General features: G+C 50.3%; 16 protein-coding genes. 15 read left to right on the top strand and 1 reads right to left on the bottom strand.

From position 1 onward, the window contains the following. Window positions 1-6 precede the first annotated feature (6 nt). Both BDT_RS09500 and BDT_RS09505 read left to right on the top strand, forming a co-directional pair. Window positions 7-855, top strand: coding sequence for an HlyD family secretion protein (locus BDT_RS09500; RefSeq protein ID WP_015091022.1), 849 nt, complete (start codon window positions 7-9; stop codon window positions 853-855). Between the two features lie 21 nt (window positions 856-876). Continuing rightward, window positions 877-2,436, top strand: a complete 1,560-nt coding sequence (locus tag BDT_RS09505; protein ID WP_015091023.1) for a DHA2 family efflux MFS transporter permease subunit — start codon at window positions 877-879, stop codon at window positions 2,434-2,436. A 180-nt stretch (window positions 2,437-2,616) separates the two neighbouring features. Here the strand turns inward: BDT_RS09505 and pgsA are convergent, their stop codons facing one another. After that, window positions 2,617-3,177 (bottom strand): CDP-diacylglycerol--glycerol-3-phosphate 3-phosphatidyltransferase, encoded by a 561-nt coding sequence (gene pgsA, locus BDT_RS09510; RefSeq protein ID WP_011164370.1) that lies wholly within the window; start codon window positions 3,175-3,177, stop codon window positions 2,617-2,619. Window positions 3,178-3,235: 58 nt separating this feature from the next. On the opposite strand from pgsA, the gene BDT_RS09515 reads away from it, so the two are divergent. The 13 genes from BDT_RS09515 to BDT_RS09575 all read left to right on the top strand — a co-directional run bounded on the left by BDT_RS09515 (window position 3,236) and on the right by BDT_RS09575 (window position 15,153). Continuing rightward, the gene (locus BDT_RS09515; protein WP_015091025.1) at window positions 3,236-3,658 is read left to right on the top strand and encodes an acyl-CoA thioesterase; all 423 of its coding nucleotides are present in this window, start codon (window positions 3,236-3,238) and stop codon (window positions 3,656-3,658) included. Next, window positions 3,637-4,599, top strand: coding sequence for a class II fructose-bisphosphatase (gene glpX / locus BDT_RS09520; protein WP_041577561.1), 963 nt, complete (start codon window positions 3,637-3,639; stop codon window positions 4,597-4,599). The genes BDT_RS09515 and glpX overlap by 22 nt, the downstream gene beginning before the upstream one ends. Then, window positions 4,600-4,893, top strand: a complete 294-nt coding sequence (locus BDT_RS09525) for a hypothetical protein (protein WP_015091027.1) — start codon at window positions 4,600-4,602, stop codon at window positions 4,891-4,893. 186 nt (window positions 4,894-5,079) lie between these two features. After that, the gene (locus BDT_RS09530) at window positions 5,080-7,698 is read left to right on the top strand and encodes an RCC1 domain-containing protein (protein ID WP_015091028.1); all 2,619 of its coding nucleotides are present in this window, start codon (window positions 5,080-5,082) and stop codon (window positions 7,696-7,698) included. An 85-nt stretch (window positions 7,699-7,783) separates the two neighbouring features. After that, a complete protein-coding gene (locus tag BDT_RS09535) occupies window positions 7,784-8,266 on the top strand; it encodes a hypothetical protein (RefSeq protein ID WP_015091029.1) in 483 nt (160 codons plus the stop codon). 79 nt (window positions 8,267-8,345) lie between these two features. Then, window positions 8,346-8,777: a type II toxin-antitoxin system RatA family toxin gene (locus tag BDT_RS09540; RefSeq protein WP_015091030.1), complete on the top strand. Its 432-nt coding sequence runs from the start codon at window positions 8,346-8,348 to the stop codon at window positions 8,775-8,777. Beyond that, a complete protein-coding gene (locus BDT_RS09545) occupies window positions 8,767-9,144 on the top strand; it encodes a hypothetical protein (RefSeq protein ID WP_015091031.1) in 378 nt (125 codons plus the stop codon). The genes BDT_RS09540 and BDT_RS09545 overlap by 11 nt, the downstream gene beginning before the upstream one ends. Before the next feature lie 56 nt (window positions 9,145-9,200). Beyond that, window positions 9,201-9,431 (top strand): hypothetical protein, encoded by a 231-nt coding sequence (locus BDT_RS09550; protein ID WP_235046074.1) that lies wholly within the window; start codon window positions 9,201-9,203, stop codon window positions 9,429-9,431. Between the two features lie 72 nt (window positions 9,432-9,503). Continuing rightward, window positions 9,504-10,853 carry an NAD-dependent succinate-semialdehyde dehydrogenase gene (locus BDT_RS09555; RefSeq protein WP_015091033.1) on the top strand — a complete coding sequence of 450 codons (1,350 nt, stop codon included), beginning with the start codon at window positions 9,504-9,506 and terminating at the stop codon, window positions 10,851-10,853. Window position 10,854: 1 nt separating this feature from the next. Continuing rightward, a complete protein-coding gene (gene tilS, locus BDT_RS09560) occupies window positions 10,855-11,805 on the top strand; it encodes a tRNA lysidine(34) synthetase TilS (RefSeq protein ID WP_015091034.1) in 951 nt (316 codons plus the stop codon). Window positions 11,806-11,904: 99 nt separating this feature from the next. Continuing rightward, window positions 11,905-13,842: an ATP-dependent zinc metalloprotease FtsH gene (gene ftsH / locus BDT_RS09565; protein WP_015091035.1), complete on the top strand. Its 1,938-nt coding sequence runs from the start codon at window positions 11,905-11,907 to the stop codon at window positions 13,840-13,842. Between the two features lie 79 nt (window positions 13,843-13,921). Beyond that, window positions 13,922-14,731, top strand: coding sequence for a diadenylate cyclase CdaA (cdaA, locus tag BDT_RS09570; protein ID WP_011164382.1), 810 nt, complete (start codon window positions 13,922-13,924; stop codon window positions 14,729-14,731). After that, window positions 14,731-15,153 carry a CdaR family protein gene (locus tag BDT_RS09575; RefSeq protein ID WP_015091036.1) on the top strand — a complete coding sequence of 141 codons (423 nt, stop codon included), beginning with the start codon at window positions 14,731-14,733 and terminating at the stop codon, window positions 15,151-15,153. The genes cdaA and BDT_RS09575 overlap by 1 nt, the downstream gene beginning before the upstream one ends. Window position 15,154 lies beyond the last annotated feature (1 nt).

The following is a 15,154-nucleotide window of genomic DNA, read 5'->3' on the forward strand; positions in this document are numbered from 1 at the left end:
AGGACAATGGATAAAAAGAAAAAATTATTGGCAGGTTTCGGAACTGTGGCGGTGCTGGTTGCGGGATACTTTCTGTATGAACACATGATGTACGTTGCGACTGACAACGCGCAGGTCGAAGCGCACTCGGTGATGATCGCCGCCAAAGTGGGCGGCTATATCAACGCGGTTCATATTAATGAAGGCATGAAAGTCAAAAAAGGCGATGTGCTGATCGAGATCGACGACCGCGATTATCAAAATCACCTGCGTCAGATCAAAGGCGAGCTGGCGTCTTTAGAAGCGAAGAAAAGAGACGCGGACAAAAATCTGCGCCGTATTTCTGAATTGTTCTCTAAAGGTGTGGTTTCTCAACAGCAGTTTGATGCAACGACGACATCTTTGGCGGAAGTTAAAGCCAAGTACGAGGCTGTCAGTGCTCAAGTGGCTCAGGCGGAACTGAATTTCCAAAACACTAAAATTCTTGCTCCGTCGGATGGTTTTATCGCCAAGCGCGCCGCTGAAGTGGGGCAGCTGGCCTCCCCGGGTGTTCCTTTGGTCGGCTTTGTCGACGCGGGCGAACGCTGGGTGACGGCGAACTTCAAGGAAACTGAAATTGAAGGTGTTGTTCCAGGTAAGAAAGTAAATATCGATGTGGATGCGATTTCGGGCCACAGTTTTGTCGGAGTGGTGGAATCCATCAGTTCTGCAACCGGCGCGACGTTCACATTGCTTCCCCCGGATAATGCCACTGGGAACTTTACCAAAGTGGTGCAGCGTGTGCCGGTGAAGATCCGTTTTGAAAATGTCACCGCAGAACAAGTGGAAGCTCTGAAAGCGGGACTTTCTGCATTCGTGAAAGTGCATAAGCACTAAATCCTCCGGTTAGAGGGCTATATGAAAAGAGAATCCGTACTGATTATCGTGGTGGCCGTGATGGCTTCGCTGCTTGAAATCGTCGATGCGTCCATCGTGAATGTGGCGCTGTCGTCGATGATGGGAAATCTGGGGGCAACCCTTGAAGACATCAGTATGGTCATCACCGGTTACGCCATCGCCAATGCCATCATCCTTCCCGTATCGGCGTGGCTGGGCGAGCGCATTGGTCGCCGGGTGTACTTTCTGGGGTGTATCGCTCTTTTCACCCTGACCTCGGTTGCCTGCGGTCTGGCGCCCAATCTGGAAACGCTGACCGTGTTCCGTATTCTTCAGGGGCTTGCGGGCGGGGCCCTGCTGCCAACGTCGCAAACCCTGATCTATGAACAGTTCCCGAAAGAAAAAGCCGGGATCGCCGGAGCGATCTTCGGGATGAGTGTAATGATTGGTCCTGCTTTGGGTCCGGTGCTGGGTGGTTATCTGACGGACACTTTCGGCTGGAGATCCATTTTCAACATCAATCTGCCCTTGGGATTGCTGGCGCTGTTCATCGGAAGCCTGGTCATCTTTGATCGTGAAAAAGAACCGGGGAAAGAAAATCACAAATCAGAGCTCGACATCTGGGGTCTGACGTTCCTGGTGCTGGGCATTGGCTGTTTGCAGTATGTTCTTGAGCGCGGTGAGGCTGATGACTGGTTTGCTTCGAATATTATCTTGCTCAACGCCGTCATTGCAGCAGTCGCATTGCCCCTGTTTGTATGGTGGGAATTGCGCGTGAAAAATCCGATCATCAATGTGCGCCTGTTTCTGCAGCCCTTGGTCAGCAATGGTGTGTTCCTGATGGGTATGATCGGCTTCTTCCTTTATGGCGTGGTCTTTATCCTGCCGGTGTTTGTTTCCAGAACTCTTCACTATGATGCAACCCAGATCGGGGTGCTGTTCATTCCGGGTTCGATTCTGACGGCGGCGTTGATGCCGTTTATCGGTCGGGCCATGGTGCAAGGGGTGGATCCAAGAAAGCTGATCTTTGTGGGGTTGTTGTCCTTGGAAGTGTGTCTGTACACGATGACTTTGCTTTCGCCGCTTTCTTCAGAAGGCGAGATTTTACGCATGCTCTTTATCCGCGGTTTCGGCATGGCCTTCTTGTTTGTGCCGATCAACTCAAGCATCTTAAGTCAGTTTAAGGGGGTTGAGATGGGGCAGGTGTCGGGGTTGCTGAATCTGTCCCGTCAAATCGGGGGCAGCGTCGGGATTGCTTTGATCGGCACGATGCTGAACAAAAACAGTCATCAAAACTATTTGGATCTGACTTCGAAGGTGTCCCTGTTGAATGCCAACACTCAAAGCGCTTATTACGGGGCAGCCAATACCCTGGGCTCTAAAATGAGTGAAGGTCTGGGGATGGCTACGGGGAACGAAGCGGCGCTGAAAAGTCTTTATGGGCGCATTCAGAATCAGGTGTTCATGTTGAGCTTCCGCCAACTGATGTTCCTGATGATGATTATTTTTGCGACGGCTTTCATCCCGCTGGCGCTGATCCGTTTTAAGAATAAAACCAATACGGTGGTGGATGCTCACTAAAACAAAAAAGCCCTCGTGAAGAGGGCTTTTTTATCGGATCGCCGAGATGATTGTGGCGCTGGCGAATTGGATCGGGCTTTGCGGCTTACCGGACGACAGCTTCACCCAGCTGCATAAAAGCAAAGCCAGGAATATAAAAAACCAATTACTTGGGGTCAGCTGCAAAAGCATAAGTGTCCGTTAGTCTTTACGACTTTTAAGATAGCCTAAATAGTACTCAACTCCGCTTGTTATACTCAAAATGACGCTCACCCACAAGACTCCGTACCCAATTTTGTCCAAATAAGGGATATGGGGTTCCAGGTTTCCAATAATTACAATAGGGATGGCCACCATTTGCATAGCGGTCTTCCATTTGCCGGCTGGTTTGGCCGCGATAATGATTTGATCTGCCGCAGCAACAGAGCGGATACCCCCGATAAAGTTGTCCCGGGCCAGGATAATGATCACCATCCAGGCGTCGATTTTGCCCTGAGCCAGCAACATCGCCAGAACGCTGGTGACCAGGATCTTATCAGCGATCGGGTCCATGAATTTGCCGAAATTGCTGACGGCGTTGTATTTGCGGGCATAGTAGCCGTCATAGTAATCGGTGATAGAGGCCAGAATGAAAAAGCAGGCAGCAGCGACATTCCAGCCCAGAGTGTTGGGCCACATCAGTGCCACAATAACAGGCACAAAGAACACCCGGCTTAAGGTGATTCTTGTTGGAAGATTCTTCTGAAATTCTGTAACTGCCACAAACACTCCAATCGCTTCGCGCTGGACTAAAGGTAGCAATTTAGACTAGAAAGAATCAATGTTTATTCATCGTCACAAAGTGCAGTTTTACGAAACAGATCTTATGGGAATTGTTCACCATAGCAATTACCTCAGATTTTATGAGGAAGCCCGTGTGGCCTGGGCACATGCTCACGGGTTGTTGGATTACCAAAAACCGGGTTCGGCGAGTCATTTTGCGGTCTATGAGACTCAAGTAAAACATGTGAAACCGACGTTCTTTGGGGATGACCTCGAGATCGAAGTGCAGGCGCGCACCGAAGGCAACAGACTGGTGTTTCAGTACCGTCTGCTTGGGCGTGGCCGTGATGTGTGTTCTGTTGCAAAGACAGTTCACGTCCCACTGGGGTTGGATTTAAAACTACTAAGATTCCCGGCAGATATGAAAGCCATTGTGAATAAAGAATTGGAGAAAGAAGCATGGATCGAAACCTGGCTTTAGAATTCGTACGTGTGACCGAAGCAGCTGCTCTGGCATCCGCCCGCTGGGTGGGTCGTGGCGAGGAAAAACCCGCTGACGCTGCTGCCGTGGACGCCATGAGAAAAGCTTTCGACATCATCAATATGGATGGCACCGTGGTTATCGGTGAGGGCGAGCGCGATGAAGCTCCCATGCTTTATATCGGTGAAAAAGTCGGCACCAATTCCGGTGATGCACCGGCGTTGGACATTGCCTTGGATCCGTTGGAAGGCACAACGATCTGTGCAACAGGTGGAGTGGGCTCCATTTCCGTGATTGCTGTCGCGGAAAAAGGAAAGTTCCTGCATGCTCCGGACACTTACATGGATAAAATCGCCTGTGGCCCTGCGGCCAAAGGTGTGATCGACATTGATAAATCTGCGACTGAAAATATTCACGCGGTGGCCAAAGCTTTGGATAAAGCGGTGAATGACCTGACGGTTGTAATTCTGAACCGCCCTCGTCATGAGGCTTTGATTGCTGAAGTTCGCAGAACCGGCGCACGTATTCACCTGATCGGGGACGGTGACGTTTCCGCGGCGGTGGGCGCGGCCTGGCCGGATTCTGGTATCGATCTTTTGATGGGGGTCGGTGGGGCGCCAGAGGGTGTGATTTCAGCAGCGGCGATGCAGTGCCTGGGGGGAGACTTCCAGGGGCGCCTGAAATTCCGCAACGATGAAGAGCGTGCTCGCGCCACTCGTATGGGTCTGAAAGATCTGGACAAGAAATTCACCGTGGATGAACTGGCTTCGGGTTCCGTGATGTTTGTGGCAACGGGTGTGACAGATGGTCCTTTCCTGAAGGGTGTTCGCTTCCTTCCGGATGGCAAAGCAAAAAGTCATTCCGTGGTGATGCGTTCTCAAACAGGCACTATCCGTACTATTGAAGCTTTCCACGATCTGTCCCGCAAACCGAGCAAATAGATGGCGACATCGCTTCACTGTTTTAGCTGCAACAAAGAGCTGACATTCCCCGGGAATGTCGGCCGTCGCGATGAGTGCCCGCACTGTCGCGCAGACGTTCATGTTTGTAAAAACTGTGAGTACTATGATCCCAAGGTCTATAATGAGTGCCGCGAAACTCAAGCCGACGTGGTCCGCGAAAAAGACCGCGCCAACTTCTGCGATTACTTCACGCCTCGCAAAGGGGCTAACTCTGCGGAAGACAAAAAAGCAGCGCTCAGAGCTGCGGCAGAAGCATTGTTTAAGAAAAAGTAATCCTGTCGCTCCATTCTGAGTCACTTCATTCGAGGGCCCCCATCGAGCCTCAGAAAATGAGTTCAAACTCACAAAATAAATCCAGTTTATAGTGCTAATTACCGAAATATGAGTATGGGCACACTTTGGACGTATTTAGCTCGTGTTTTACTGCTGTTTTTTTCATGTTTACAGCTCGGCTGCACGTTGTCCGCCTCGCTGGTGAAGGAAGGTTTTTTCTCCTCCACCCAGGATATTCGCATCGTAGAACAGGTCAGCTCTTTTTCTGTTTCGCCTTTGGACAGTTTTAAAAAGTACAAACTGATTTCTCAACAACCCATTCGTCCTGAATCCCTGACGGCTGCTGATTTCCTGCGGGGTGGTTCGGCTGAAGGGGTCGTGATTGTTATTGAACCCACAAGCTCGGCACTGGAATTTGACGTGTTCGTCTCGGTGTCGGCCCAAGCCGGTACGGTGGTTCTGGAGTTGCCACCCGGAGTCGTGCAATTTCAGGATGGGACGACAAACTCCCTTACGCGTTCAGAAGAGTCTTTTAGCACTGGTGCCGCCAAGCAATCCCGTGTCGCTCTGGGGGAAGAACATTTATGCTATGTCGATCAAGACAAGGCGCTGCGGTGTCAGGGGTATTACTATGGAGGGCAGACGGGCATTGGCGACAGCAGTTCCGGGTCCTGGTATACGGGGCGCACGGTGGATGCTTCTCTTGTTGGTGGTTCTGGTGAGTTTGTGAAGGCCTCCGGTGCCAGCTATAGTTCCTGTGCTTTGTCGAAAGACGGCCAACTGTACTGCTGGGGTGACAACTATGAAGATGAGCTGGGTATTGGCGCTGGTATCATTGAAGTTCTGTTGCCGACTCCGGTTTTGATGACGAATGTGACCGGCGAGGCGCGATTAATTGATTTCGCTCTGGCGCATGAATCCTTGTGTGCGATTTCCATCGCCGGGGATTTGTACTGTGCCGGCAAGGTCTCATCTGCGACCACGGGCCTGCTGACAAAGATTGATTGGACAGGCCTTGCGCAGTCGGCTGCGCGAGTTGTACAGGTGTCGGTGGGATATGATTTTGCCTGTGGCCTGACGGAACATGGTCGTATTTTCTGCTGGGGAGTCAACGATCAGGGGCAGCTGGGAGAGGGCGGTTATACTGATTCAGCGACGCCCGTCTTGCCTGATTGGAGCGCACTTTCCAGTGAGCCCAAATTTATCCATTTGGCGTCAGGGGAAAAACACACTTGCGGTGTGACTGTGGAGGGGTTGATTTACTGCTGGGGCAGCAATTCATACGGTCAATTGGGGGATGGCACGGGCGACAACAGCGCGATTCCGGTGCTTGTTGATAGTTCCATGTTAAGCGGATCAGAAAAGTTCCAGGCCGTGACGGCCAGTCATGACGGGACTTGCGCAACCTCTTCGGCGGGGAAGATTTATTGTTTTGGCGCCAACTGGCATTACCTGTCCGGGAATGGCAGTTCCGACGTGATTTTTGTTCCGACTCTGGTTGATTCATCCATGCTTCCGTCAGGACAGCATTATCGCGAAGTTTACATGCATGAAGGCCGCACGTGTGCAGGCAGTACCGGTGATGAATTATACTGCTGGGGAAGTCCTTACAATGAAGCTTTCTTCAGGGATACCGAGGCCTTTATGCCGGTGGAGGTTGACACCTCTGTTCTGCCGTCTGGACAGTATTGGTCCGCCGTCACCCAGTATTCGGGCGGGCGCGGTTTGGTGCTGCGTTCTTCCGATGGGACGGCCTATGCTTTGGGAAGTGGTTCACCGGGAACAGAGAATGGAGATTTAGCTCCACGACTTTTGGATACTTCCACGATGAGCGGCAGCACTAAGTTTAAAATGCTGACCCTGAATCGCGGGGCGATTTGCGGAATCAACAATGATGACATTTTGCATTGCATGGGATTTGGCGCCGTTGTGGGGCAGGGAGGCGCGATAGTCGAACAGGTTACTCTGAAGGCTGTCGATACAAGTTCTATGACGGGTGCGACGACTTTTGCTGATGTGGAAATAGGAGAAATGGTTGCCTGTGGTGTGGCGACAGACGGGGTCGGGTACTGCTGGGGGGGATCCTCATTTTCTTCCGGACTTTATAACCCCGTCATGGGTAACGGGTCGGCAATGATACGCTACAAGCCCCACCCTATAACTGTCACGGGGATTGCGGGTGCCAAAACTTTCAAAAAGATTTCAGTCGGTCAGTATCATGCCTGTGGTCTTCTGACCGACGGGGAAGTTTATTGCTGGGGTAACTCGGTCTACAGTCGCCTGGGTCACAGCAGTATGTTTTCGGTATACACTCCGGCGGCATTGGATAAGTCGGGTATGGTTGGATCGACCTTATTCAAGGATATTCACGGCGATGATGAAACTTTCTGCGGGATCACTACGGATAACGTCACCCATTGTTGGGGTGAAGGGTATTACGGTAATTTAGGAAACAACACGGCAGTGGTGTCTAATTCTCCGGTGCCGGTTTCTGTCGGGGGCTTGTTGACGCCGGCGGCTCCACTGATGGTGAAATCATTTGAACGTTTTGCCTGTGGGATTCTGGATTCAGCACTTAATATTTACTGCTGGGGTCGTGATATACCTGCGGGCCTTTCAGACAGCGTGAATCCACTTCCGGTCGCAGTTCAGAAAACCGGCATGCTGGGAACGCCTGTCAGCATCAATGGCGGGGATAATTTGTATGTCACAACCTCGGCCAATAAGATTTACTGCATCGGGCGTGATTGTGGTCTGGAAATGGACAGAACCATGCCCCACAAGCAGTTTTTCGAAAACTACTAAGAGGTTCCTGGTTCTTTTTTAGGCCCACACTGCGTTATCTGTGTTTGTTCTTTAGTCTGATTGTTTTTTGGATATGCTTTAAAGCATGAAAAAACTGATCGCATCCATTTTCGTTTCTGTTCTGATGTTGGGTTCTGGTGCTATGGCCGCATCCCAGTGGGAAAATCTAAATCAAATCATCAAAGACACCGGCACGATTTCAGAAACCCAGTTTGGGATTTATCTAACATTGTCCAGTATCGTACCGATTGGGACCGAAGGGGCTCGTCAGGCTGACTATCTGAGCGCTGTGGGCGGGTATGATGAAAACGGGAATTTCCACTCTGGACACCTTGAAGGCATTTCCGAGCAATGGTTGATCAACGCTGACGGCAACTGGTCGATTGATCAATGGTTGTTCCGAGTGTCTGTCGATGGCGAGATTGACTGGATCGCGCACTATCAGATGGTGCAAAAGCCCAACGGCACAATGATCAGCCATGATTCTTTGATCGTGGATGATGGCGAGGGTGAGTCCAAATGGCATTCCTGGGTTGAGGATTGGTACGCACGCGTGGGAGCGAAATAGCAAAGGCGATGTAACATAATCGTTTTGTGGTCTAGGCCCGCGTTGACTCGATGCTTTGAAATCGACACACTAAGGGCCTATGGCAAAAGCATCCACAACCGAAGTTTTCAACTGCAGCGTCGAACAATTCTTCAAAATCATCTCTGACTACGACAAGTATCATGAGTTTCTGCCGGAAGTGAAAAAGTGCTCGGTTCTTAAAACCGAAGGCAACCGCAAGCTGGTTGAATACAACGTGTCTGTCGTAAAAAGTTTTAAATATTCTTTGTGGATGACTGAATCCGCACCCAAAAGCATCTCCTGGGAATTTGCCTCTGGCGATGTGTTTAAAACTTCTGTGGGTTCCTGGAAACTGGAAGACGAAGCCGGTAAAACCCGTGCGACGTACACGGTTGAAGCCACTTTCAGCATGTTTGTACCAGGTCCGATTGCCAACGCCTTGGTCAGTGTGAATCTACCAAATATGATCAGCAGCTATCACAAGCGAGTGAAACAACTTTATGGCAACTGACGGAAGCAAAAAAGACGACAAGGACAACTCGGGGGATCTGAAAGGTCTTCTGGGTGACACGGTAAAAAAGGTTTTCACCGCGGGTGTCAGTGCCGCGTTTATGACCGAAGAAAACCTGCGCGCCTATGTCTCTGAACTGAAGCTTCCCAAAGAAGCACTGAATTTGCTGATTCAAGGGGCGCAGAAGTCCAAGGACGAGGTCACTCAGCGCGTGACCAAAGAAATCGTCGGGATCATTCAGAAGATCGACTTCGTCAAAGAAGCTTCGAAGTTCGCTGAAACCCATAAATTCAAAATCACTGCTGAAATCGATATCATCAAAAAGGATACGCCTGCTTCCAAGGACGAATCCGAAGATAAAGCCTAAAATACAAGACTTAAGTCTGTCTCAAGTTGAGACAGACTTCTGCCGAAGAGATCAGCATGGAACAACTTATTCTAAGTCTGATCTCTGTCGTTTTATTCTGTCTGTGCTGCCATCAGTTCATTCGCACGATGGTAAAGCCTATTCCTGTGCTGGCGTCGGAAAGACCTTATGCCCGGGGCGCCATGCAGCTTGGCAAGTTCTATAAATCCATGGCTTGGGGCACGATGACCATGGCATTTCTTGGAGGCCTTGTTGTTTCCTTCCAGCAGGTCTTTTTGACTTTGTAGTTTGTTTCTTTGATGCGCTGAGAGAGGCGCATCTTTCATTCTTGTGGCAGCCTTGAGTTTTCGGAGGTTGTTATGAGTGCTTTTCAAACCGTGAATCCCGCCACTGGCGATGTTCTTGGATCCTACAATCACCTTTCCTGGTCCGACACAGAAAAAAATATTGAACAGGCAGCAAAGGATTTTCAAATCTGGCGTAAAGTTTCGTTCAAAGAACGCGCGGAGGTTTTGCTAAAGCTTGCGCAGGCCTTGCGCAGTCATAAATCTGAATTGGCGCAAATGATGAATCAGGAGATGGGAAAACTCATCGCCGAAGGTAAAGCTGAAGTTGAAAAGTGCGCCGTTACATGCGAGCACTACGCCAAAGAGGCTGAAACCATGCTGAAAAATCAGGTGGCAGCGTCTTCTCCGTACAAACATGCCGAAGTCAGCTTTCAGCCTGTCGGGGTTGTTTTTAGTGTCATGCCCTGGAATTTCCCTCTGTGGCAGGTGATCCGGTTTGCGGCTCCCGCACTGATGGCGGGGAATGTGATTTTGCTGAAGCATGCGGATTTGACCGCGGGCACCTCTGAACTGATTGGTAAAATCTTTAACGACCTGACGCCGGACTATAAACTTTTGCGCAACATTCAGGTCAATCACGACGTGGCAGCCCAGGTGATTGCGCATCCGGTGGTGCATGGTGTGACGTTCACTGGCAGCAGTCAGGGTGGCAGATCGGTTGCGACTGAAGCGGCCAAGAATCTGAAAAAGATCGTTCTGGAGCTGGGCGGCAGTGATGCCTATCTGGTTTTGGAAGATGCCGATGTTGAGGCCGCCGCCAAGGCGTGTGCGAAAGTGCGTCTGGTGAACTGCGGGCAAAGCTGCGTGGCGGGGAAAAGGTTTATCGTGAACGAAAAAGTCGCCAAAGATTTTATTCATCACTTCAGTAAAGAAATGAAAGAAGCTGAGCTGGCCCCTTTGGCGTCAGTGAAATTTCAAAAAACCATCGTCGATCAGGTGGAAAAACTGAAAAAATGGGGCGGCAAAGTTGTCCTGGGTGGTTCGGCTCCGCAAGGGGCGGGGGCCTTTTATCCAGCAACGGTGGTGGTCTTTGAAAAAGATCATCCGGAAGTGCACCGCGAAGAAATATTTGGTCCGGTGGCGTCGGTGTTCATCGTAAAAAACACGGAAGAGGCCTTGGCCGTGGCCAACTCTTCGCCGTACGGTCTGGGCGGTGGAATCTTTACTCGAGACGTGAAAAAGGGCAAAGAGCTGATTGAAAAAGAGTTGCAGGCCGGATTTGTCGTGGTGAATGATTACGTGAAGTCGGACCCAAGAATCCCGTTTGGCGGGATCAAAGAATCCGGCTATGGCCGCGAGTTGGGTCATTTCGGAATCATGGAATTCGTGAACATCAAGACCGTCGCGGTTGCAGGGGAGTAGAGTGAAACTGTCAAAGGCCAAGCAGGATCTGGATCACCACGTATGGAAGCTGATTAAACTTCATTCGCTGCAGGATAAAAAAATTCTGGTGGCGCTTTCTGGTGGCACGGATTCAGTGGCTTTGCTGCGCAGCTTGACGAAGGTGCATAAAAAAAATCTTCTCGGGGTTTGTTACTTTCACCATGGCGAGGACTCCAATCAGGAATATCGCAAAGAGGCGCAGGAGTTTTGCGAAAAGCTTTGCAAGAAGCTTGAGATTGACTTTTACCCATTGCGCGCCTCGCAAATGGCTAAATCAGAGGCAGAGTATCGCGAGCTGCGTTATGAGGCTTTGGACCGCCTGAAGAAGGAAGAAGGTTTCGAACTTGTGGCTACAGGGCACCATCGGGATGACCTGCTGGAGACAAGATTGATTCGTTTGATTCGCGGCACCGGGGCTCAGGGGTTTGCGGCGATGCATATTCTGCGGGATGGTTTGTTTCGCCCGCTTTTGGAGATTTCCAAGAAAGAGCTTAAAAAATATCTGCGTGAAGAGCGGCTTCGAAGCTTCGAGGACCCAACCAACAAGGGACTGGACCCTTTGCGCAATTGGCTGCGGGAAGAGTGGCTAAAATCCCTTGAAAGACGCTCCAGAGGCTCGACTGCGGCCTTGGCCCGGTCGCTGGAAACCATTGCTCAAGAGATTGAAAATCGCCCATGGGGTGACTTGCTGGGGCAGAATGAGGCTTATAAGACACAGGGCTTGCGCCGGTCTTTTTACCTCACACTGAGTCCGTTTGAGCAAAAAAGATTGTTGGCCCAGTACCTGTTTTCCCTCGGAAAACGAGATTTTTCGCAATCTCACCTGGAAGAAATTCAAAAGCGCCTGGACAAGTCGCAAAAAGTGATCACATTCAAAGTCGCTGGATGCCAATGGGAAGTTAACGCAGAGCAAATCAAGGTCCAGTCCTGATTTGAGAGGACTTGTTTCTCACTCTAAAGTTTCTTTTTTTGAGAGGGCATTCATGCTACCCTTTGAGGGGTATTAGACCTTCGACCGAAAGGAACTGAAATGCGATCAACCCAGAAAACGCTGGCTCTATGGTTCTTCCTGATCATCATGGCTGTGTTTCTATTTCAAGCCTATGAGAGCAAGCATCAAAAAGCGATTGCTGACTTTAATTTCTCCAAATTCACTGAAGCCGTAAAGGCTGGTGAGGTGGCAACTGTCACCTTCCGTCAGGATTCCAGCGAAGTCGTTGGTGAAATGAAGCCGGAATTCGAAAAGAAATACAACGGCACTCACTTTGCCATCATCGGGAACACCCAGGATGAGGGCTATAAATTCCTGCAACAACACGGCATCACGCCAAATTACGAGCGCGCTGACAACGGCGGTTTCTTCCAGTCTTTGCTGGTGAACTGGCTGCCGCTGATTCTGATCGTGGCGATGTTCCTGTTTATCATGCGCCAGATCCAGGCCGGTGGCGGTAAAGCCATGTCCTTCGGTAAATCCCGTGCACGTCTTTTGACGGAGCATAAAAACCGCGTGACCTTCAAAGAGGTTGCCGGTGTGGACGAAGCCAAAGAAGACCTGCAGGAAATCGTAAGCTTCCTGAAAGACCCTAAGAAGTACACCAAACTTGGCGGCCGCATCCCTAAAGGGGTTTTGCTGGTGGGTTCTCCGGGTACTGGTAAGACGTTGCTGGCTCGCGCTGTTGCGGGTGAAGCGGGCGTTCCATTCTTCACAATTTCCGGTTCTGACTTCGTTGAAATGTTCGTCGGTGTTGGTGCCAGCCGTGTTCGTGATTTGTTCGAACAGGGTAAAAAGAATGCTCCATGCCTGATCTTTATTGATGAGATCGATGCCGTAGGTCGCCATCGTGGTGCTGGTATGGGTGGTGGTCACGATGAACGTGAGCAAACCCTGAATCAGTTGCTGGTAGAGATGGATGGTTTTGAATCCTCTGAAGGCGTGATCATGATCGCGGCAACCAACCGTCCTGACGTTCTGGATCCGGCGTTGCTTCGTCCAGGTCGTTTCGACCGTCGTGTGATCGTGAATAAGCCCGATCTTAAAGGACGTGAGCAAATCCTTGCGGTGCATATGCGTAAAACTCCACTGGGTCCTGATGTGGATGCTTCCAAAATCGCACGTGGTACTCCGGGCTTCTCGGGTGCGGATCTTGAGAACCTTGTGAATGAGGCAGCCCTGGTGGCGGCTCGTTCTGACAAGAAGTATCTTGAAATGGACGATTTCGAAAAAGCGAAAGACAAAGTCACAATGGGTGCGGAAAGACGTTCCATGGTGATTTCTGATGAAGACAAGAAAGTCACGGCTTACCACGAAGCAGGTCATACTCTGGTTGGTAAAAAATTGGCTGGTTTGGATCCGATCCACAAAGTGACCATCATCCCTCGTGGTATGGCACTGGGTGTGACTCAGACTTTGCCGGAAAAAGAAAGCGTGTCCTTGTCCAAGTCCAAAGCTGAAAACATGATCGCCTTCCTGTTTGGTGGTCGTGCGGCTGAAGAATTGATCTTTAAAGACATCACCACCGGTGCCGGAAACGACATCGAGCGTGCGACTGAAATCGCCCGCCGCATGGTGTGTGAATGGGGTATGAGCAAGCTGGGTCCTTTGGCTTATGAAACCCGCGACAATCCGGTGTTCATGGGTATGGGCTATGGCAACAAGTCCAAAGAGTACTCTGATGCGAAAGCTCAAGAGATCGACACTGAAGTCGAAAAGATCATCAAGGACGGTTACGAGGTTTCCATCCAGATCCTTCGTGACAACCAGGATGCTCTGGAGCGCCTGACTCAAGCGTTGCTCGAATACGAAACCATCGACGGTCATGAAGTCGACATGCTGGTGAATGGCGCGGCAGTTGCGGAAATTGAAAAATACCGCAATACCAAGAAAGACACCAACGCGGCAATTATGAACGCGGCGGAAAAGAAAGGATCTGGAGATCCGGTGGGTAACACCGGCCCGGTGACGATCTAAAAATTCTGAAACCCAATCTGCCGACACTTCGTCGGCAGAGCCTTTTTGACGACAACAATTTTTTATAAAGGCATCTTAGATGTTGCAGCAGTTTGTCGACAATCTCGTGTTCATCGTCCAGCACTTGCGGGTGCAGGATGCTATCGACATGCTTCTGGTTTGGATGGTTGTTTATCGCATTCTGGTTCTGATCAAACGAACCGGGACGATTCAAATGCTTTCCGGCCTAGGGGTTCTGGCGATCGGGTACATCCTGAGTATCTGGCTGGAGCTCTTCACCTTTAACTGGATTCTTGAAAAATTCTTCTCCAACCTGTTTGTGATCGTGGTTGTCCTGTTCCAGGGCGAGATTCGTCGTGCACTGGCTCATATCGGCAGCAACCCGTTCTTCAGTGATGCCTCCACAATTCAGGAAACTCAGGTGATTGAAGAGATCGCCAAGGGGATTATCCTGACCGCTCAAAAAGGCTTCGGCGCGTTGGTGGTGGTTGAGCGCGAAATCGTCATCGATTATCACATTGAATTCGGCACCGAAATGGATTCCAAAGTCTCTGCTGAATTGCTGGCATCCATCTTCCATCCGGAAAGTCCGATGCACGACGGGGCGGTGTTGATTCGTAATGGTAAAATTCATTCTGCGGGTTGTTTCCTGCCGCTCAGTAAAAATCCGGCCTTGGATAAGAACCTGGGGACGCGTCACCGTGCCGCCATTGGTTTGACTGAAGAAACCGACGCTTTGGTGTTTGTTGTTTCGGAAGAAAACAAATCCATTGGTATCGTTCAAGGGGGTCACTTGAGTCCTAACGTGGAACTGGGTGATATCCGTAAAGCTCTTTATGAAACTTTCGGTCTTAAGTACAAGGCCTTCTCTCAACAAGGGGAGGTTTGATGAGGCGTCGTTGGTCGAATGTCATCACCGAAAACTTCAGCTACAAAGTTGTGGCGTTGTTTATATCGTTGATTCTGTGGCTGACCATTTTGGGTCGCCGCGATTTTGTTCTAAGTAAAAATATTGATATTGAGCTGATCACGGCGCCGGGCACCCATGTGGTGGCTCAGACGACGGATCATATCAAGGTGAAGGTTTCAGGGCCTCGTTCTTCATTGAAAAAGTTCCTGGAAAGCTCACTGGCTCAAAGTATCACGCTGGATATCTCGCAAAGAGGTGAAGGTGTGGTGAACGTGGATATCCCTCTCAGCAAAATTGAAGTGCCGCTGGGTGTGCGAATTCTGGGTGTCCGTCCAAATCAAATTCAAGCAGAAGTGTTGCTGATAAAGGAAAAGCCCCGTGACGAACAAGAAAGCCGATAAA

This window comes from Bdellovibrio bacteriovorus str. Tiberius (assembly GCF_000317895.1).
In the GTDB taxonomy this organism is placed as follows: Bacteria; Bdellovibrionota; Bdellovibrionia; order Bdellovibrionales; family Bdellovibrionaceae; genus Bdellovibrio; species Bdellovibrio bacteriovorus_F.